Here is a 21,647-nt window from a genome sequence, read left to right as displayed (position 1 = left end):
TTTAAAACAACTAGGCTTAATAGCTATGAAAGATTCACTGCTGATTTTTTAAGTTCTTCTGGAAGCACAGAACCTTGTCTAAAAAATGCCATATTTAAGTCTGCTCCTTGGAAATCGTAGTCAGTATAATCCGCTAAAGGTAATAATGCATATTTTACGCTTTTTTTATACACCTTACTAAAAAAGTCCCTAGGAATTATAGAGCTTGAAGTAAATGTTGTCCCAAAAACACTTACATCTGTAAAATCATAATTGGAATAATCTCCTTTTGGTAAGGTTACTTCTTCTAAACTTTTATATCTTATATTTTGAAATAAGTCATAATCACTAGGTAAAATTGACTTTTCGTTAAAAGTGCATCCATTTAAATTTACATCCTGAAAATTAAAGTTAGAATAATCTCCATCTGGAATATAACCTAAATATAAGCTCTTATCTTTTATAACTTGAAAAAGCTCTGGTAGATTAGGAAGGTGAGTTACTGTGTATTTATGATTTTCTAATATATCCCTATAAGTTTTAGTAAAATCCACATCTTTAAAGTCTTCTAAAGTAAGATGGCTTAAATCACTTCCGTACTTCTCAATTAAATCCTTTATATGCATAGTTTAATCCCCCCGCATTTTATTTAATAGTTAATAGTTTCCACTTGCTGTTTTTATACAATTATATGTAAACAAACAGCTTTAAATGCCTATTTAATTAAATAAAATATAGTTGGTAAGTATACAATTCTAATATTGAGAAAACGAGCAATAAAAAAATCGGATTATCTCCGATTTTTATCTAATATTCTTATTTGCTGTCTTATAAATATTATTTTAACAAAAACTTTTTTAAGCTACAAAATATAAACATTCATGAAAATTTTTTATTCACATACTCTTTCAAGTACTATACCTTCCTCAAAGCCGCCCTTTTCTTCTCTTTTTTCAGTTCTTTTAACTAAAACTTCTTCCTCTGAGTAGCCAAGTTCATTAGCTAAAGAAAAAACTACTTCAACTATATCTGCAAGTTCTTCTAAACTGTTATCTTGCAAAAATTCTCTTGCTTCTTCCTTAAGCTTATCTTTTAATAAATCTAACATCTTTTCTTTTTCTGCATATTGTATTACATACCTTTTGCCCTCTTTTTCCAGTATCTCAGGTATTTTATCTCTCACAAGTTTATTACATAGACTCATTTGTGTTTTTCACTCCTCCTCTAATTAAGGAATTTATTTCATACTTATCCTCTTCGCTTATATCAAACTCTATGGTTGAAGTAGTTTTTATTATATCTTTATAATTTTTACCTTTAAACTGTAATTTATTCGTTTTATCTATATGACAATACTCCATTTTTGAAAAAGGATATATCTTTCCTTGATAAACTATTCCCTCCTCATTTATCAAAATATTAGTTCCTTTAGAAAATATACTTACTATATTGAATAAAATCATTATTAAATTCATATAAATAATAACTTTATACTCATATTCCATTGACTTTAATCCCATAAAAATAGGCAAACTATATATTCCTATATTAAATACACACCAGAAAGCATTGTTCCAAAACTTACCTCTTACTTTAATTCCATCATATCTAAAATATCTTATTATAAAATAAGTTTCCCTTCCTATCATTATAATAAAAAACATAAAAAAAATTATAAATATCATATATATAAGCTGCATTCCTAAGTCCCCCATTATTGTAATACATTAACTTAATTATAACATAAAAGCGAAGTAGTTTCCTACTTCGCTAAACTCGCATATATGTTATCTAAATTAATTCTCATGCTATCTATATAACTTTTATCCGATTGTCCTTTTTCCATACAATATGTTGTTTTAACTTCAATTCCTACATCTCTTTCTAGAGCATTTAAAATATCAATATTTTCCCCATTTTCTACAAGAACCACCTTTATAGAGTTATCTTTAAAGTATTTAGACAATTTATTTATTTCTTCTTTCAATGGTACAGATTTTGAAATATAATTTTCTATACTTACCTGTTCAAGTCCAAATTCTCTGCATAGATATGCGAATGCTGGATGCCCCGTTAATACTACTTTTTTGCTAACCTGAGAGAATCTACGCTTATATTCTGTATATAAGTTATCTAAATCTGCAGAAAAATCATCATAGTTTTTCTCATAGTAATCTTTATTTTTAGGATCTATTTTAACCAGCGCCTCTTTTATATCTTTTGATGCTATTTGAGCATTTTTTAAACTTAACCAAGTATAGGGATCATAGTTTCCATAATACTTCCCTGCTTTTGTTTCGGGATTTTGTAAAAACTCTACTCCCTTTGATGCTTCTACAACAATTAAATCCTTATTATTAATATTTTCAAGTGTTTCATCTACCCATTCACCAATTTCCATACCATTATACACAAATAGCTTTGCTGCCTTTAAATGACTTAACTCTTCTTTTCGCGGCTTAAAATTATGTGGAACCATTCCAGTAGGTATCATAGTGGTTATGTGTACTTTATCCTTTCCAATTGCCTTTACAAATTCCTTCATTGGATTAAAAGTTACCACAACAGGAACTTTACTATCAGAGCCTTTTGGTAGATCTTTATTATCACCATTTACTGTTGAATCATTAGCACATCCGGGAAAAATTACCATGATTGCAAGAATTGCTATAGATCGCATGATTTTCTTTAACAAACTTTTCACCTCGTAGCTTAAAAATAAGTCTTTGGTTTAAAAAATCACTCATAAATAATTTTTTAAACCAAAGACTATATTAATAATAGTTTCAGCCACCTATAAAGTCAACAGGGTTTACAATTTATTAAACAAATCAGTATAAAAGTTAATAGATACAGCTATTTTCTGGTTTTTCAACCTTCTGAATCCGTTTAACCTTTAATACAGTTAAGTCTTTTTCAGAAACCTTTTCATAATCGATTATTCCCTCAACTCTTACCCAATCGTTTATTTTAAAATTAGAAGAGTCCTTATCCTTACAAAGTATCCCTACTATTTGAGCATCTATAGCACTAGATTTCATAACAAATCGTGCAGTTATAAATTTATCATTTTTAAAACTATCATTTTTAAATATAAAGCCTTCTAAAACTATACTTTTTCCTTTATATACATCCCTATCTTCGTTTATTTTCCCTATCATATATAAATAATTTTTTTCATCAATTATTATACTTCCGCCTGCTATAGCTTCAACATTTGCACTTTCATGTGTATCACCTTTAATATTGCTACTTTTTTCAGTAAAATTTAAAATTATATTTTTATTAGTATTTTCATGCACATGCATTCCACCTACTGAAGCAAACATTCCTATAATTATGGTTACAAAAAATATTTCATATCCTATAATGTTTAACTTTTTTTTCTCAATCATTGAAAATATATTAAAAAACTCATTTATAGTAAGAATTATTAACCCACCTAAGGATATTAAAGTTAACTTTTGCATGTGAGGATGTAACAAGTTATTTATGTTTCCTGTTTTAATCAAATAAAATAGTGCTGTGACCAAACTAAATAAAACTATAAAGTTTAATAAATGTTCCATATTAAATCTCTTCATAATATCACCTTAAAATATCATTAATAGTTGAATCTAAAACTACTAAAAATACAAATAAGAATATACTAAAGCACCAAATATAAAATATTTTCCTATAAGCATGAATTTATAAGTAGTTTCCTGCAGCAATTTAGAAATATCTAATGATTGGTTATTATACTTCAAAACTTTCCTACTTTTAAAAGTTCTCTTTGAGATTACACTTTGGCTAAAAAAAGCTTGGATAAATGAAGTTATAAATGATATTAATAATATAAATGGAAGTGCTGTAAGTAATATGCTTATAAATATAATAGAAAATTCTTTAAATCCATGTCCTAAAAGTTCTTCTCCATTTAGTACAAAAATTATCCATAAAGCCCACATAATTAATATTGTTCCTATAAGCTTTATGAGGTTTTTAAAAGTTAAATATGAATATCTCTCTATGCTTAATCCCTCCCCCGCAACTAACAGTATTTAAAGCCTTCATTAAATACATAGAATTTTATTAAGCCTAAATCTTAACTTCTTAAGTATGCCTCTATCTATTAAATGAGATTCTTTAAGTACTCTTTCAATACTTCCCATACTGTCTGCTCTTAGCATAAAAGCTTTTGGATTTATATCTTCTATAGCAAGCTTTATACTTTCCCATTGGCCTTTTCTTAAAAATATACATTTTGTTAAAAGTATTAAATTGCTGTGAGTTAATAGAGGTACTAAAAATGAATTATTGTTTTTTAAATAATTTTCAAAGTTTTGAGCCTCTGCCACATAATATATAGTAGATACTTTACTAATTTTTTTCACTTCTGATTCATTTAGCATTCCAAGTATTTCTTCTAGATTTTTTGTTTCATCCATTTCAATTATGATTCTATTAGGATGATGTAAATTTGCTAAGTACTTAAAATATTCTTTTGTAAGTGGCTGTTCAGTGCAAATACTCCTAATTATTATATTACTATTTTGTTTAAATCTTTTCTCAATTTCTCTTCCTCCTATTTCCTCTTGTAAAATAAGAACTTTTTCTTTAGGTATTAAATTTATATTAAGTAGTGCATTTATAAGTGAGGTTTTTCCTGAGCCCAAAACTCCCGCCACTATTTCAATATCACTCTTAATTTCCATAATTCAACTCCTTATAATTCTTGCGCTTTCCACAATATTATAGTTATGCTTGAAAAAAATCTTATATGATACAAAAAGAATATTACGACATTTTTAATGTTGAATCTTCCGTATGGGATTTGCATTTAAGAAGGCGTTCACTGCGTAAAGAAGCTCTACTATTTATGAATTTAAATCACCTAAACTTTTTAAACTCGCTGTCGCTCAGACAGTAAAAAGTTCTTTACGGTGCTTTAAATTCATAGATAAAGAGCTTCTAATTGCTTGTTCAAAGCCTTCTACAATGCAAATCTCATACTAAATCCACCATTAAAAATGTCTTCACGCTTACCTTACTAAAGGAAGGAATTTCGCTTTGGCGAAAGTTCCTTTTTAATAAATTAACACTTGGCAAAGGGCTGGTAGGCCCGCAGACCGATAGGTCGTAAAATATTAATTATTCTATTTTTTATTAAGAATCTTTCATAAGATTGCCTTATATTTAACTTATAAATTAAGTTTTCTATTTATCTCGTATAAGTTCTTGTAACCTCCAGGGCTACCGCCCTAAAAGATCTTTCTGTGCTAGGTTCTAAAATATTTTAGAAATTCAGTTAGCTGACTTTCTTCATTTAGTAGTTCACATAAAGAACTTTTTAATGCTCTGGGAGCATAGAATTTTCATCGTAGAAGGCATTGAATAAGCCTTAGAACGGCTTTGTTTATAAATTCAAAATACCGTTAACAGCCGTCTACTGTCTGAGCGACAGTGAGTTTAGGCGGCTTAGGTATTTTGAATTTATAAATATTAGCCGTTATTGCATGATTTATAGAAATCTATGATTTCGTTATAAATCAGCACATCTCAGTTTGCTGAGATGTTACCATAACTCAATGACTTTCCTAGATGAAAATTCTATATGACCCAGAGCATTAAAAACGTGGTAATATATCATCTACTGTTGAATAGTTTTTAGAGCTTTCCCTTCTTTTCTTTCTTCAATGAATAACTTAACTATATCTCCAAATTCATTTTTAAAATCGTTAAGAGCTTTTTCAGCTTCTTCTTTAGAGTCATAGTATTTAAGCTCTACAGCAAACTTTTCACTTTCATCTTTTAGTATCCTTCTGTCTTCAACGTACAAAAACATTTCATCAACCATCCCAATGCCTTCTCCCATTTCATAAGATGCAGTTCTAACAGAATATATAGATTTTGATTTATCATACTTAAGCTTTTTTAAGCTTATTTCAATTTTAGCAGGATCTTTATACTCCTTTATTTCATACTGCACTGGGGAATTAAAGACTACTGCAAATCTTACGGTAGAATCATCTAAGGTTATTATTTTATAAACATCTTTTATGAAAGGGTTCTTTTTTAGTTCTTCAAATTCTTTTTCTGCACTCATATTTCTTGTTCCATACATTGTAAAAATCATAGTACTTGGATAATCCTTATACTCCACTTTAAACTTATTCATAGTATTCATAATGGTTGATACATTGATTGTAATTTTTGAGGTATTACCCTTATTAGCGTTCTCTATGGATGATATATCTGCTCCATCTGTTATATTTCCACCGTATCCTATACCCTTATTAAACTGAAGAACTTGAACTAGTTTTCCGAGTACTGGCATTGAACTCATGCTTTTTGCAAATGCAGCATTGGTATTTATAAACAAGGTAAAAGTAACAATTGCCGCTGCTACTGCTCCCCCTGTTACATTAAACTTCTTTCTTATTTTTGCTCTTTTTATTGCTGAATTAATCTTATCATCAAGTTCCTTTGGAATTTCTATATCATCATAGCTCTTTTTAAACTCATCTATTTTTTTACTCATAATTAATCATTCTCCTCTAATTTTATTTTTAACTTGCCAAGTGCTCTATAAAGTATGGTCTTAGTAGTGCTTAGTGGCAAATCAAGAATATTTGAAATGTCTTTAAGTGTCATATCTTCAAAGTACCTTAAGACTACTATAGTTTTTGACCTCTCATCTAGATCCTTTAAAGCAGAATACAAATCAATTATTTCTTCTGAACTAATCTTCCTTTTATCAGCTTCATAAAAATTCTCTTCAAAATTCGTTGCCCTCTTTGACTTTTTCAAGAAATCCATAGCACAATTAATTAATATCCTCGTTATCCAAGTTATAAAATACTCAGGCTGCTTCAAATTACTTTTCTTAACATAGGCCTTATAAACTGCTTCCTGAACAATATCCATAGCATCGTAAGAATTTCCTACATAACTATATGCAATTTTATATAACCTTTCCTTATTTTCTTTTATTAAATTTTCAAATTCCTTATCATTAATAATCTTATTTCTTGTAAAGCTAAATATAGCTCACACCCCCCAATATATTTTAAAGCATCAGCTGATACAATTATTACACCCATTAGACTTTATTACTACGCAAAAAGTTTCAAATAAAAAAGAAATTCTGCCTAGGCAGAATTTCCTAATTATATTTTATACAAGTCGTGCAAATACAACTTTATCTATATCAATTGCAATCGCCTCAACACTAACGGATCTGGAGAACTGTACTCTTGCTCTAACTGCATTATCTGGAGCAGCCTCAGTAACTCCTAAATAGGTTAGCAATCTATCACCTGTTTCAAAATCAATTTTATGATTAATACTAAGTCCAAGTCCAATTTCTTGTCCATTCTGATCCAACCAATATACTTCTGCAAGCAAATTTCCAGAAGCATCAGAACTAAAAGGTTCATATCCAAAATTTAAAAGATAGCACTGCTTTGATTCTACTGGGACCTCTTGACTTACGAACCCTCCATTACCATCAATTCTTACAAGTCTATTCCCTTCATATGATTTAATAGATTGTACTACATTAGCTCCTTCCCCTATCCACGGACTTAATGTTAAATCATTTTCAAAACTTGGATTTTGCAAAAGATTTGTTGACATAACCCTTGCAAATATAACTTTATCTATTTGAAACACATTGAGAGCATTGGTGTTTATAAATTTAATTTCAGCTGTAACTGCATTTTTAGGAGCTTCATTAGTTATATCTACATAGGTTGTGTAGTTAAGCTGATCCTCAAATACACCTCCATTTATTAATAAATCTAATCCTGTTCCAATAGGAGATCCAAATTTATCTAACCATATAACTTGAGCTCTAATTGAGCCTACATCAAAACTTGCAATAACAGCAAAACTCAATAAAAACTTAGAATTGCGGGGCAATTGATTAATTGGTATACTTTGAAAAACTCTACCATTAGCATCCAATTCCGCTGTTCCCGTTCCTTCATAAACATTTGTAAATTGTGCTGTGGTATCAATGGCATTCCAATTTGTTAAAGCTAATTGAAATCCTGAATTTTTTACTAAATTAATTGAATCTATTGGGGCAAGTATTACTTGATCTATATCTAGTAAATTTTTCGAATTATCAGTTGTTGATCCTTTACTAAATTGAAGTCTTGCCGCAGCTGCATCACTAGGTGGCAAATCAGTTATCTCAACAAAGGTCAATCTATTTTGAGTAATAGATGTTCTTTCCTCAGGTATAAGAGTTCTAAGTCCAGTACCTATAATCTCTCCTTCATCATTCAGCCAAAGTACCTCTACTATAAGATTACCAACAAACACATCAAATTCAATAAGACTTGGAAGAATTTCAAAACTTAATAGCAATGGCTTTCTACAGTTTTTATTTAATAGAACATCTTGAAACATACTAGGCGCTGTCTGTCCCATTCTTGCTATAGCTGTTCCCTCAAAGGGTTTTTCTCCTGATGCACTTACGTTATTTGTAACCCAGTCAGTTAAACCTGCCTCAAAGCTTGGATTCTCCAGCAAATTACCGCATTTAGAACATTTCTTTGTTTTTATTGGTTTATATATAAAATTATTTTCATTACATCTTGGATTGCATATAAAATCATCTTCATAGCATCTTCCCATAATAAATCTTCCCCCTAATTTTTAAAATTATTGTTTCTCAACTTTTAAAGTATTTAATGTTGTAATATATAATATTAAAATGGTAATAAATCAGTGCTATTATAGAAAAATCAACGACTTTATTACATATATAAATAAAGAAGTACTAGAGAGAGATAACATAGATCCCTCTCTAATACTTCTTATATAAATTTTATTTCGTTATAATTTTTGCGGCCTCTTCCATAGCCTTCTTTTTCGAGAAGTCAACTGTAAGATTCTCTACCTTTTCCATATTGGTTATAACTACAGGAGAAATTAAACTCTTTGCATTTTTCTCAACAAACTCGGCATCAAAAGATACTAATAAATCTCCTTTTTTAACTTTATCACCTTGTTCAACATTAGCTGTAAATCCTTCACCATTTAAGTTAACTGTATCTATTCCTATATGAACTAAAATTTCTAATCCTTCTTCTGTTGTAATTGCCACAGCATGCTTAGTTGGGAACAATACTGTTATTTCTCCACTTGCTGGAGCATACACCTTATTCCCAGAAGGTACCACTGCAAAGCCATCTCCTAAAATCTTTTGTGAAAAGGCATCATCTGGAACCTTTTCTAGTTCAACAATTTCACCATCAATTGGATTATATAATGAATAAGAACCTTTAACAGCGTTTTTATTATCATCGATAGCTACTTCCTTAAGTTCTTCTTTTGTCTCATTACTACATGGTTTAACATAACCTCCATTTGCTATAATAGCTTTTATATTATCCTTAATTTTTTCTGCTTCTGTTCCAAAAATAACTTGAATACTATTGCCTGCAGCTAATATTCCCGCCGCTCCAAGTGCTTTTAGTGTACCCTTATCAACCTTTGACGGATCCTTTAAAGTAAGCCTAAGCCTTGTGATACAGGCATCTAAAACTTCAATATTTTCTTTTCCTCCTATTGCTTCTAGTACCCTTGCAGCTTTTTCACTACCTTTAGCATTTATAGGAGCTACTACTGCTTCTTCCTCATCTTCTCTACCAGGAGTTTTTAAATTTAAAGCCCTAATTGTAAAATAAAAAACTGCAAAATATAATGCAAAGAAAGCTAATCCAACTAACCACATTAACCATGGATTACCTGCAAATTTAAATCCCAATAGATAATCAATAAAGGAAGCTGAAAAAGTGTACCCAAGTCTAATATTTAATAAACTTGTAATAATACCAGATAAGAATGCAGCTGCAACGTGAAATACAAATAACATAGGTGCTACAAATATAAATGAAAATTCAATTGGTTCTGTTATCCCTGTAAGAAAAGCCACAAATGCAGCTGAAATCATCATGCCAGATACTTTTCTTCTATTTTCTTTTCTAGCTGCTGCAATCATAGCTAAAGCAGCTCCTGGAAGTCCAAACATCAATATTGGAAACTCTGAAGCCATGAAATATCCCGCAGTAGGATCACCATGAAAGTATCTTGGAGAGTCACCAAAATAAGCTACTCCATTTGATACATATTCTCCAAATTGATATAAGAATGCAGGATAATACATATGATGTAATCCTACTGGAATCAATAATCTTTTGCCTGCTGCATAAAACGCTGGTCCTAATATAGAAGTTGATGCCCAATGTGAAAATACGTTTATTCCATTTTGAATAGGTGCCCAAATGCTAACTCCAATAATTCCAAAGACTAAAGCTACAAGGGAAGTTATAATTGGTACAAATCTCTTTCCCCCAAAGAATCCAAGAACTTGTGGCAGCCTTATATCATGAAATCTATTATATAGAGCACCTGATATTAAACCTATTGATATACCTCCAAAAACACCCATATTAATAGTTGTCTGTGAAACTACATCAGTATAGGCTGCTGTTTTCATAAATGCTTCTAATGTTATTCCTTGCTCAGAGGCAAGTTTTGTAGCGAGTGCTGCCGCACCGCTAGCACTTGCTACTTTTATAGCTGCTTGCAAAACAAACTGACCCACAACAGCAGCTAAAGCTGCAACACCTTCTCCACCCGTAAAACCAATAGCAACTCCAGCGGCAAAAATCATTGGAAGATTGCTAAATATAGCATCTCCTGCTTGAGCCATATAGGGTAAATTTAATAAATCTGGTTGACCAAATCTTAATAGCAATCCTGCTGCTGGTAGAACAGATACTGGCAGCATTAACGATTTACCTATCTTTTGCAAGACAGCAAATATCTTTCTCATAATAATACCTCCTATTGCTCTATTAAGCTTCTTATATATTAGTTGTTCATTATAATTTGTTTAGCTTTTAATATGGAAGTTGCACTCATAGAAAATTCATCAAGATCATATTTAACAAGAATTGGTATCATATCTTCGTCTCCTGCTGCCTCTCCACACATTCCACACCATTTTCCTTCTTTATGCGCAGCATCTATTGTCATCTTTATCAGCCTTAAAACTGCAGGGTGTTTCGGATTATATAGATATGAAATTTTCTCATTCATTCTATCAGCAGCTAAAGTATATTGAATTAAGTCATTAGTTCCTATACTAAAAAAATCTACATGTTTTGCAAGTTCATCTGCATAAATAGCTGCAGATGGTATTTCCACCATTATTCCAACTTCCAGCTCCTCATTAAAGTCCTTTCCTTCTCTCTTCAACTCATCCATGCATTCTTTAAGTATTTTTTTTGCATCTAAGAATTCTTCTAAGGAAGCTATCATCGGGAACATTATTTTTATGTTACCAAAAGCAGATGCTCTAAGTAATGCTCTCAATTGTATCTTAAATATATCTTTTCTATCTAAGCAAAGTCTTATAGCTCTATAGCCTAAGAATGGATTCATTTCATTAGGTAGTGGTAAGTATGGTAATTTTTTATCTCCACCAATATCAAGTGTTCTTATAACCACTGGTTTACCTTCTGTTTTCTCAGCCACATATTTATATGATTCAAATTGTTCTTCTTCTGATGGCATATCATTTCTATCCATATATAAGAATTCTGTTCTAAATAATCCTACGCCATCTCCTCCATTTTCTAGAACTTGATAGATATCTTCTGCCTTACCTATATTTCCTGAAACTTCTACGTGCTTTCCAGCCTTAGTCACGGTTGCTACATTTATAAGCTTTTTAAGTTCTTCTTTTTCCTTATCATAATCTATCTTTTTCTGCCTGTAATTAGATATAGTACTTTCATCTGGATTAATTAAGACTATTCCCTGGTATCCATCTACAATTACTATATCCCCATTCTTAACGCTTTCAGTTATATCATTTAAACCTAAAACAGCAGGGATCTCTAAGGTTCTTGCCATTATTGCACTGTGTGATGTTCTTCCACCTATATTGGTTATAAATCCAATAACCTTGCTTCTATCTAGCCCAGCAGTATCAGAAGGAGTTAAATCATGCGCTACAATTACTGTGTTTTCATTCAAGTCTTCTAATGCATTTTCTACTGTTCCTGCTAAGTTAGATAGTACTCTATTCCCAACGTCTTTTATATCTGCAGCTCTTTCTCTCATATATTCATCTTCCATAGCAGCAAAAATACCCATATACATTTCTATAACATCACTTAACGCCTTTTCCGCATTTATCTTGCTTGACTCTATATTCATAGCAACAGCTCCAGTAAATTCCGGATCCTCTAAAAGCATAATATGACTTTCAAAAACTGCTGCTTTCTCACTTCCAAGTTCTCTTTCTGCCTTTTCTTTTATCTTTGTTAATTGATCTTTTGAACTTTCTATAGCACTTTGAAGTCTATTTTTTTCTTCCTCTAAATCTTCTATAACTCTTTCTACTATAGAAATTTCTTTATCTTCTTTTATAAATACTTGCCCTATAGCATATCCATTTGACGCAGCTATACCTTTTTTCATTACTTTTCCTCCTCGTATATTTATTACAACCCCTATTTTCATTAATCTATCTTGCATATGTATCAATTTTGTATGCATATCATCAATCTATGGTTAGTATTTACGAAAAATCAATAATTAAAACAATAGAAACTTGTTTATAAAGATAATGATTTAGTTGCATTGTCACTAAATACTTGGATGGTATGTCTGAAATTTATAAGTATGTGCTATAATATAATGGTTAATATACTTACAATTAACATTAATATTTTAAGATTAAACTTGGTGGTGATTAAAGAGGCGATATTATAGAAGAAGGTAAAACTTTTTTTAAGAAAGACGTAGATGTTGTTTCCTTAAATAGTGTTTCTTCTTTATTATTAATATATGAAATAATTCATAAGGGAATATTTATCAAAGATCATGATGAAAGAGCTGATTTTGAATCTTTATCTTTGCGAGAGTACTTTGATTTTAAATACTACTCAGATATATATGATAATACAATGATTGAAAAAATAAAAAATGGTGAATATTTTAGGAGATAAAATAATTAATGAAACTTTAAAAAATAACTTATGTAATATGGCTGGATTTAGAAATATCTTGGTCCACGATTATATGAAATTAGATAGAGGATTAGTTTATGATATAATAAACAACAATTTATTATCATACTATCAAATTAAACTTTTCTATTCGTTTCATTTACTGCTATGATTTCTTGTAACCTCCAGGGCTGCCTCCCTAAAAGACTTTTATGTACTAATTCCTAAAATATTTTACAAATTCAGTTGACTGAATTTCTTCCCTCAGCAGCTGTAGGTGATATTTTTAATGTTGAACATATAGTATAGGATTTCCATCGTAGAAAGCATTGAATGAGCTTTAGAGCGGCTTTATTTATAAATTTAAAATACCGTTAAGAGCCTCCTACTGTTTGAGCCTACGGCGAGTTTAGGAGGCTTAGGTATTTTAAATTTATAAATATTAGCCGCTCTTAGCAAAATGAACGCTTTCCTAGATGCAAATCTCATACGGTAGGTTCAACATTATTTTAAAATGTCGTAATATTTCTAGAAGTTTAATAGCTGCATAACATTTATTACAGGTACTTCATAAGGATGCACCTTTTTTATTGTTTCCACTGCTTGTTTTGCCACCTCTATAAGGCAACAAAATTCTACCTTACACTCCTCTTCACTGGAAAGCTCCCCTACTTCTCCTTCAAATGGATTTGCGCCTTTAAGCGGCCTCCAATATCCTGTTACCTTTGAAACTGCCATGCAATTATCATAATTTCCTCCGATGCTTAGTGCTGCAATTTCGTTTAAAGCTTCTCTTAACTTATCTACATATTCCTCTGGAATGAAGGTTTCTATTTTTACTACACTAATATCCATAGTACATACATCCTTTCTTAAATCACATATTTATTTCTTTTCTCTTAATATATTATTTACCTTATTTAGGCTAATATCAATTTTTCTGTTTACTATAATAAAATAAATTTCTAATATTCTACAACTAAAATATGTCACCTAATGGTGCTTAACTTAATATACTATGTAAGAGAACTTTTTTTGTGGAGGAATCAATGCAACCTAGAAATGATAATAGCCTTTTTGGAACAGACCTGAATGAATTTAGTCAAAACGTAAACTTTCAAGAGCTAGCTAGAACTGTAGACTTTATATATCTTAGAGCATCCGGTTCTGGTACCGGCAGATTTAGAATAGATAGGAAATTTTTTGAATTTGCGAGAGGTGCTAGACAATTTGGAATTCCTGTTGGTGCCTATCACTATGCACTTCCAAATTATGATTTAAGAACTGCAGAACTTCAAGCTACTGACTTCGCAAATACCTTAGAGGCAGCTTTTGGTGAAGGAGATTACGGCGATATATTCCCTGTTGTTGACGTTGAGACCCCAACTGATAGGTCCATACCTACTTCAGTTTTACTTAATTGGATATTGAGGTTTGAATCCACCTTTGAAAGATTAACTAGAAGACAACTTATGTTATATACTGGAGCTTTCTTTATTGAACTTTATAATAATTTCTTCATTCCAGGCCGTGGATTTGTTGTTAGTCATATGCCTTTATGGATAGCAATGTATCCAAGCATTCCAGGAAACCCACCAATTCCTAGAGATGCTGGTGGCTGGACAAGATGGAGAATTTGGCAGTATACAGAAAACGGAATAATAAGAGGTGTTAGCAATCCTGTAGACTTAAACTGGGGTCCTGACAGCATAGATCTTCTAAGACCTCCTGTACCAGTTTCTGGACTGCGTGCAACTATGGATAGCAAAAATATTTATGTTTCATGGAATAAGAACCCTGACATAGACTTAAATGGATATAACTTATTTGCAAATGCAAATTATATAACTACCTTAAGCAAAAATGCCACTTCCTATGTAATTCCTCTAAGTCGAGTAAGAGTTAGACCTGATAGAGGAATTGAAGTTGCCATAGAAGCCTTTGACACAGACGGAGATTTTTCAACTAGACGAACTAGCGTAATAGTACCTCAAAATAGATATCGTGGTAATAATTCTACACAAGGAGACTCTAATTTATTTTTAAATTATCCTGATAAATTTGATTATCCCATCGACTAATATGCACACATTTTTAATGGTGAATGCAGTATGGGATTTATATCGTAGAAAGCATTGAATGAGCTTTAAAACGACTTTATTTATAAATCTGAAATATCGTTAAGAGCCTTCTACTGTCTGAGCTAAGGCGAGTTTAGAAGGCTTAGATATTTTAGATTTATAAATATTAGCCGTTTTTAGCAAAATGAACGCTTTCTTAGATATAAATCCCATACGGAACATTCACCATTAAAAATGTCGCATTTTCCTTTTATTTAATCATGCTTCTGTTTATATCTGATATCAATTAGTTGTTATCAACAAACTCTTTTGGTATCATATCCAAGAACCTGCTTGGCTTTTTGCCACCATTTCTTGAAGCACTCAAATATAAATTTCTCTTAGCTCGGGTCATAGCTACATAAAAGGTTCTTGCCTCTTCCCTTAAGTCACCTGACTTTACTGATTGGTAACTTGGAAATATCATTTCTTGAAGACCTGCCAAAAATACGTGATCAAACTCTGCTCCCTTTGCTTGATGCACTGTTATAATTGGAATTTTAGGCCTCTTTGAAGTTATACTTTCTATTTCAGTATTTGAAAGAGCTGTAAGTTTTAAAAATTCTGCTAAAGCTTCCATTGGTCCCATTGTTTCATTATCTCCCTCTTTAGCTATGAGGTAAAGATTCCTTACATTTTCAATTCTTTGAGGCTCTTTACTATATACATCCTTTATTCCTGAAATATTTACTATGTGTGTAATGATATCAAAGGTTCTTGCAATCTTTGCTTCTTCCCTTAAATCATTAATATCATCGCACAGCTCCATAAACTTTTCACTATATCTACTATAAAATTCTTCTCTTTCATCTAGAATAGGTAAAAGCTTATCTGTTAAGATGTTTAAAAGTATATCTTTAGTTGCAAGTACATCATCTATGGCATTATGGCTAGATTTTACTTCCGTATCAAATAAATTACTTAAGGTTTCAAGCTTATGATTTTTAAGTTTTGGATAAAATCTTCTGCTCAAATCCAAGGTATCAAAATGAGTTATAAATTCTGCATATCCTAAACCTAACCTTTTAAGCTCGCTATTAAAAATATTTATGTCATAGGATACATTATGTCCAAGTACAATTCTATCCTGCACATATTCTTTAAATTCTCTTAAAACCTTTTCTTTAGGTTCTCCATTTTCCTTTAAAAAATCATCACTAAATCCATGAACATCATAGGAAGTTCCAACGCTTTTTGTGGGTGTTAAGAATTTTTCAAATTTATCTAGTATCTTACCCTCATCATTTATTCTCACTGCAGATATTTGAATTATTTCATCCTTTTCAGTATCTACTCCTGTGCTCTCCACATCAAATATAACTACATTTCCCCCACTTAAGCCATCCAAAAGTGGTCTATAAGGCTCTCCATAATCTAGTGTAAAGCTATTAATAAAATCTGTAAGCCTAATCCCAAGCGCCTTAGCATCTTTACTTTCTATTTCTTCTATGCTCTTATCTCCTACCCCTTTTACAAATCTTTTGATTATTCTTCTAAGACTTGTATAGTCAAAAGGATTTTTAATTAATTTTAAATAAGAAAGTATATCCTTAATTTCTTGTCGTCTAAAAAATTTAAAATCATCCACAAGTAAAAACTCTAACCTTTTTTCCTTAGTAAGGCTTGCATTAATCATAGTAAAAATAGAGCTTAAATCTTTAGCTGTTCTATTTCCTCTTGTAAGTATTGCAATTTTTTTTACATCCTGCTGTTTAAGAGCACTTATATTATGAAAAATCCACTTAGCTTCTTCATTAAAATCTGAAGCAATTTTAAGGTTAATCTTATCTCCTGTAAAGCTTACTTTAGATTCTATCCCATCTTTATATATTTCACTTACTTCCTCATTAAAGGCATTTTTTAAAAATTCATAGGAGGCATTTAAGAGTGTTTCGCTGCTTCTATAGTTTTCATCGAAAGCAACAAATGTAGGAGTGTAATCTTCTTTAAATTTCTTAAGTATAATTTCTGGATTAGATCCTCTCCAAGCATATATGGTTTGAAATTTATCACCACACATCAAGATGTTATTCTTAAGGAACAATTTAGAAATGATGTTGTATTCAAGTTCGCTTGTATCCTGAACTTCATCTATATGTAAATACTTAAATTTTTTTCTCCATTTTTCTACTATCTTTTCCTTTAAAAATAATTCATTGCAATTCAATAAAAGATCATCAAAATCCACTGCATGTCTTTCTGAAAGCCTTGAATTATAGGCTTCTATAAATTTAGCCCCATAGGTTTCAAGATAGGTTACCATATCCAGCCTTACCTTATAGTTATTATCTACACATATGGCTTTTATCTTTTCCATATCATATTTATATAATGAAGCTATTATTTCCTCATAAGTACCTTGTTTATAAATTGCCTTTTTTTCTTTAACCTCTCTTATAAAGGATTGAAGGGAGTTTACAGGAAATTTATTCATATTAAACTCCCCTATTACTTCCTTTGTGTCTTCTTCATCATATATTATAAAATCAGAAGGTATGTCCGTATGTTCCTTTGCCTCTTCTTTTATAATATCAAAGCAAAAACTATGAAATGTTTTTATTCTTACTCTTTGTCCAATCTTTCCAAGCATTTCACTTATTTTTTCTGTCATTTCCCTGCATGCTCTATTTGTAAAGGTTAAGCATAGTATTTCTTCTGCCGCTGCCCTTTTTCCCTCTAATATATTTGCAATTCTTAGACATAGTGTTCTGGTTTTTCCCGTTCCTGCTGAAGCCAATAGCAGTACATTTTTGTCTAATTCCTGTACTATTGAAAGTTGCTTTTCATTACAGCTAGCTAGCTCATTATTAAAATTTAGCACAGTACCCTCCATATTATTAGTTAGTATCTTTTTCCTAGTTTAAGTTTTACTCCTGTTTTTAAATCTTCTAAATAATCTCTTATCTGAACGTCTTCCTTTAATATATGACTTTCTATCCATTTACATACAAACTCCAGAAGTTCTAAGATCGATCCTTGTTGGTTTGCATCTATTGCCTTTAAGTCTAAATTATTAATCTTTTGTATAAACTTATAATGCATGTCTTTTTGTTCATCATATTTAGGATATTCATAAAGTTTCATTATTTTTTCTTCATTATTAAAATGATACACAGTATAACTTTTAAGTTCTTCTATAAGATCCATTATTTTATCATAGTAATCAATGTAATTATCGTTTTTAGCTAAAGCATATATTTGGCCTCCTATTTCAAAAAGTCTTCTATGCTCCTCATCTATTGCATTAACCCCAGTGTCATATTGTTCTTTCCATTCAAACACCTTCATCTCCTCCTTTTTATTTAATAATTAATCTTTAAATTAAACTAACTAAATATATATTCTAGACTGTTTTTCTAACAATAAGTTCTGTTTCAAAATATATCTGATTTTTATCTATAGGATTTTCCAGGATTAAATCTATAAGCATTTTGCAGGATTCTCTTCCCATTAAATATATTGGTTGTGCTAAAGTTGTAAGTTCTGGCTCAAAAAAACTTGCTAAGGTTATGTTATCAAATCCCATTACACTTATATCTTCGGGTATTCTTATACCTTTCTTTATAAGGTATTTTATGCCTGCACAAGCCATTATATCATTACTATAAAATATTGCATCTACATTTTCATTTTTACTTAATATCTCTTCTGTAGCCTTTATTCCACCTTCAATAGTAAAGTCTCCTTGTGCCACTAAAGCCTCATCATAGAATCCTTTTATATCCATACACTCTTTGTATCCTAAAAACCTTTCTTCAGAGGTCTTTAAGCCATAAGGCCCCTTCACAAAGGCAATTTTTTTCTTTCCTTTATTATATAAATACTCCATTCCCCTTCGTATTCCTTCTTTGTTTAAAACATACACTCCGTAATGTTCTTCTTCAAGTTCTATATGTCTGTCCACCACTACAAAGGGAATATTATTATCTTTTAATACCTTTATACTTTGATATCCTTCTCCACCTGAAATGAATATAACTCCATCCACAAGCTTACTTATGAGAAGCTGCGTGTATCTCTTTTCTTTTTCTTCCTCATTGTCTGTATTGCAGAATATTACATTATACCCTAAGCTTCCTGCTCCATCTTCTATTGCCCTTGCAATTTCAGAAAAGAATGGATTTGTTATATCAGGTAAAATTATTCCTATAGTATTTGTTCTCTTTGTGCTTAAGCTTCTTGCAATAGAATTGGGAATATAATTATATTTGTTTGCTATTTCCAACACCCTATTTTTAGTTTCCTCACTTATATTTGTTTCTCTATTATTTAAAACCATAGATACAGTGGTCTTAGATACCTTAGCCATTTCAGCTATATCCTTCATTGTAATTTTCTTCATAAAAACCCCTCTTGTTCTAGTTAATAGTTAAAAATCAATAGTTACTAGTTATGGTAAATCTCTCAATAAATTCATATATCCTAATTTATTTTATAACATAGTAAGCCATTTGTACAAATTAATTACAACATATAGTATAAAAAAAGCTCCTATAGAGTAAAAAGGTACTAGGAATTAGGACTTAGGGTTTAGAACTGGATGAAAGTTTCCATATAAAAACTTTCTACATTTCCTATCTCCTTATTCCTAGAACCTAGTACCTCCACTAGTTACTAAATTATTTCTTTTCTACAATTTTTAAATCTACCGGTATTTCTTTTTCCACGTTTTCTTTCTTTATAACTTTAACTGCATTTTCAATAGCCATAGTTCCCATTAAATCTGGCTGTTGTGCAATTGTAGCTGCCATTTCTCCAGCTTCTACAGCTTTTATAGCATCTGCTGTTCCATCAAATCCTACAACTAAAGCTTTTTTACCTTTTAATGCCTTTAAAGCACCTAATGCCATTTCATCATTGTGAGCAAATATAGCATCAAAGTTTGGAGTAGCCTGTATTATGTTTTCCATAACGCTTAATCCTTTTTGTCTATCAAAATCTGCTGGCTGGCTTGATACAACCTTAACCCCAGCTTTATTGTCTACTCCTTTGTGGAACCCTGTACCTCTATCTCTTGTTGCAGAAGCACCTGGTATTCCTTGAAGTTCAACTATGTTTGCTTTCCCGCCTAATTTATTTAGTATAAATTCTGCTGCCATTTGTCCGCCCTTAACATTATCAGAAGCTATATGAGTTGCTACAGTTCCACCATTTGACTTTCTATCTACAGTAAGTACTGGAATTTCTGCATCATTTGCAACTTTTATAGCATTTACTACTGCATCACTATCTGTTGGGTTAACAATTATTGCTGCAACTCCCTGCTGTACTAAATCTTCAATATTAGATCTTTCTTTTGCAGCTTCATTTTGAGAATCCAAAACTACTAATTCATATCCAAGTTCCTTAGCCTTCTTTTCAGCGCCTTCCTTCATAGATACAAAGAAAGGATTGTTTAAAGTTGATATTGCAAGACCAATTTTCTTACTATCTTTTTTCTGTCCTGCTTGCTGTCCACAGCCTGTAAGACCTCCTAGCATAAGCATTCCAGTTAGAGCAAGTGAAAGCATTTTTACCTTTGTTCTTTTCATTTTAAACTCCTCCATTTATTAATTTTTTAATTATTTTTTAATTATTTTTTACTTCTCTTATCAAGTAATATAGCAAATAATATTACTGCACCTTTTACGATAGACTGATAATATGGAGAAACATTCATAAGATTTAATCCATTATTTAAAACTCCTATTATCATAGCACCTATTAAAGTTCCTGTTATAGAACCTTCTCCACCTGAAAGGCTTGTTCCTCCAAGTACTACTGCTGCTATTGCATCTAATTCAAAACCTGCTCCAGCATTTGGTGAAGCAGAACCTACTCTGCTAGTAACTATAACTCCTGCAAGTGCTGCAGTAATTCCACTTATTACATATACTAGTGTTTTCACTTTATCAGTATTTATACCTGAAAGCCTTGCTGAATCTTCATTTCCACCTAGTGCATATACATATCTTCCATATCTTGTTTGAGTTAAAATGTACCAAGCTATTATGAAAACTAAAAATATTATAAGAACTGGCATTGGAATTCCTGCTATTTTCTTATTTCCTATGTTTATAAAGTTTCCAGAAATCCCTGATATCGGAGTACCATTAGTGTATACATAAGTTGCTCCTCTAAATATTGTCATACTTGCTAAGGTAACGATAAACGCCTGCATCTTGCCCTTTGAAACAAATACACCATTAAAAAGTCCTATTATAGCGCCTAAGACAATTGCTATTAAAAGTGGAACCACTATTCCACCACCCGCTCCTTTAGCAAAAGTTGCTGCTATTGCTCCTGCAAGTGCTAAAGTTGAGCCTACGGAAAGGTCAATTCCTCCAGTAAGTATTACAAAAGACATTCCTATTGCAAGTATTGCATTAACAGAAACCTGAGTTAGTACGTTTAATATATTGTTTATATTTAAAAATCTTGGAGTTGCAATTGATATAATCACACAAAGAACTATTAATCCAAGTAATGATTTAAACTTCAAAAGCGTGCTCTTTACATCCTTATTCATCAGTTCTTCCCCTTTCATTTT

Annotated in this window: 20 protein-coding genes; 2 read left to right on the top strand and 18 right to left on the bottom strand. The window is 31.1% G+C overall.

All coding sequences use genetic code 11. The features are described from left to right. Positions 1-23 precede the first annotated feature (23 nt). The 12 genes from JOC70_RS06920 to ptsP form a co-directional block, all read right to left on the bottom strand. The gene (locus tag JOC70_RS06920; RefSeq protein ID WP_204598158.1) at positions 24-605 is read right to left on the bottom strand and encodes a hypothetical protein; all 582 of its coding nucleotides are present in this window, start codon (positions 603-605) and stop codon (positions 24-26) included. Positions 606-871: 266 nt separating this feature from the next. Then, entirely contained in the window at positions 872-1,183 is a 312-nt protein-coding gene (locus tag JOC70_RS06915) for a nucleoside triphosphate pyrophosphohydrolase (RefSeq protein WP_204598157.1), read from the bottom strand. Continuing rightward, positions 1,170-1,679, bottom strand: coding sequence for a hypothetical protein (locus JOC70_RS06910; protein WP_204598156.1), 510 nt, complete (start codon positions 1,677-1,679; stop codon positions 1,170-1,172). Before JOC70_RS06910 ends, JOC70_RS06915 begins: the two co-directional genes overlap by 14 nt. A 62-nt stretch (positions 1,680-1,741) precedes the next feature. Beyond that, the gene (locus JOC70_RS06905; RefSeq protein WP_204598155.1) at positions 1,742-2,674 is read right to left on the bottom strand and encodes a metal ABC transporter solute-binding protein, Zn/Mn family; all 933 of its coding nucleotides are present in this window, start codon (positions 2,672-2,674) and stop codon (positions 1,742-1,744) included. A 148-nt stretch (positions 2,675-2,822) separates the two neighbouring features. Continuing rightward, on the bottom strand, positions 2,823-3,548 hold the full coding sequence (locus JOC70_RS06900) for a TIGR03943 family putative permease subunit (RefSeq protein WP_204598154.1): 726 nt from the start codon (positions 3,546-3,548) through the stop codon (positions 2,823-2,825). A 57-nt stretch (positions 3,549-3,605) separates the two neighbouring features. Next, positions 3,606-3,929 carry a hypothetical protein gene (locus JOC70_RS06895; protein ID WP_204598153.1) on the bottom strand — a complete coding sequence of 108 codons (324 nt, stop codon included), beginning with the start codon at positions 3,927-3,929 and terminating at the stop codon, positions 3,606-3,608. A gap of 105 nt (positions 3,930-4,034) precedes the next feature. Beyond that, the gene (locus JOC70_RS06890) at positions 4,035-4,676 is read right to left on the bottom strand and encodes a GTP-binding protein (RefSeq protein ID WP_204598152.1); all 642 of its coding nucleotides are present in this window, start codon (positions 4,674-4,676) and stop codon (positions 4,035-4,037) included. Positions 4,677-5,611: 935 nt separating this feature from the next. Further along, a complete protein-coding gene (locus JOC70_RS06885) occupies positions 5,612-6,502 on the bottom strand; it encodes a hypothetical protein (RefSeq protein WP_204598151.1) in 891 nt (296 codons plus the stop codon). 2 nt (positions 6,503-6,504) lie between these two features. Continuing rightward, complete coding sequence (locus tag JOC70_RS06880; RefSeq protein WP_341534873.1) at positions 6,505-6,981, bottom strand: sigma-70 family RNA polymerase sigma factor; 477 nt, start codon at positions 6,979-6,981, stop codon at positions 6,505-6,507. 156 nt (positions 6,982-7,137) lie between these two features. Next, positions 7,138-8,607: a hypothetical protein gene (locus tag JOC70_RS06875; protein ID WP_204598150.1), complete on the bottom strand. Its 1,470-nt coding sequence runs from the start codon at positions 8,605-8,607 to the stop codon at positions 7,138-7,140. Positions 8,608-8,800: 193 nt separating this feature from the next. Continuing rightward, positions 8,801-10,813, bottom strand: coding sequence for a glucose PTS transporter subunit IIA (locus JOC70_RS06870; protein ID WP_204598149.1), 2,013 nt, complete (start codon positions 10,811-10,813; stop codon positions 8,801-8,803). A 38-nt stretch (positions 10,814-10,851) separates the two neighbouring features. Beyond that, positions 10,852-12,468, bottom strand: a complete 1,617-nt coding sequence (ptsP, locus tag JOC70_RS06865; RefSeq protein WP_204598148.1) for a phosphoenolpyruvate--protein phosphotransferase — start codon at positions 12,466-12,468, stop codon at positions 10,852-10,854. A gap of 507 nt (positions 12,469-12,975) precedes the next feature. Here ptsP and JOC70_RS06860 point away from each other — a divergent pair. Next, entirely contained in the window at positions 12,976-13,170 is a 195-nt protein-coding gene (locus JOC70_RS06860; RefSeq protein WP_279381239.1) for a HepT-like ribonuclease domain-containing protein, read from the top strand. Positions 13,171-13,526: 356 nt separating this feature from the next. Here the strand turns inward: JOC70_RS06860 and JOC70_RS06855 are convergent, their stop codons facing one another. Beyond that, a complete protein-coding gene (locus tag JOC70_RS06855; RefSeq protein WP_204598147.1) occupies positions 13,527-13,853 on the bottom strand; it encodes a YqfO family protein in 327 nt (108 codons plus the stop codon). Between the two features lie 194 nt (positions 13,854-14,047). On the opposite strand from JOC70_RS06855, the gene JOC70_RS06850 reads away from it, so the two are divergent. After that, positions 14,048-15,079: a glycoside hydrolase family 25 protein gene (locus JOC70_RS06850; protein ID WP_204598146.1), complete on the top strand. Its 1,032-nt coding sequence runs from the start codon at positions 14,048-14,050 to the stop codon at positions 15,077-15,079. A 286-nt stretch (positions 15,080-15,365) separates the two neighbouring features. Here JOC70_RS06850 and JOC70_RS06845 read toward each other — a convergent pair whose 3' ends face one another. The 5 genes from JOC70_RS06845 to JOC70_RS06825 all read right to left on the bottom strand — a co-directional run bounded on the left by JOC70_RS06845 (position 15,366) and on the right by JOC70_RS06825 (position 21,626). Next, complete coding sequence (locus JOC70_RS06845; RefSeq protein WP_341534864.1) at positions 15,366-17,939, bottom strand: 3'-5' exonuclease; 2,574 nt, start codon at positions 17,937-17,939, stop codon at positions 15,366-15,368. 20 nt (positions 17,940-17,959) lie between these two features. Then, positions 17,960-18,400, bottom strand: a complete 441-nt coding sequence (locus JOC70_RS06840; protein WP_204598144.1) for a bacteriohemerythrin — start codon at positions 18,398-18,400, stop codon at positions 17,960-17,962. Between the two features lie 61 nt (positions 18,401-18,461). After that, positions 18,462-19,460 (bottom strand): LacI family DNA-binding transcriptional regulator, encoded by a 999-nt coding sequence (locus JOC70_RS06835; RefSeq protein WP_204598143.1) that lies wholly within the window; start codon positions 19,458-19,460, stop codon positions 18,462-18,464. A gap of 277 nt (positions 19,461-19,737) precedes the next feature. Continuing rightward, entirely contained in the window at positions 19,738-20,649 is a 912-nt protein-coding gene (gene rbsB / locus JOC70_RS06830; RefSeq protein WP_204598142.1) for a ribose ABC transporter substrate-binding protein RbsB, read from the bottom strand. A gap of 41 nt (positions 20,650-20,690) precedes the next feature. Beyond that, on the bottom strand, positions 20,691-21,626 hold the full coding sequence (locus tag JOC70_RS06825; protein WP_204598141.1) for an ABC transporter permease: 936 nt from the start codon (positions 21,624-21,626) through the stop codon (positions 20,691-20,693). Positions 21,627-21,647 lie beyond the last annotated feature (21 nt).

The sequence above is a fragment of the Clostridium pascui genome, from assembly GCF_016908015.1.
Classification (GTDB): Bacteria; Bacillota; Clostridia; order Clostridiales; family Clostridiaceae; genus Clostridium_AK; species Clostridium_AK pascui.
This window is presented reverse-complemented; position numbering and strand designations above follow the sequence as displayed.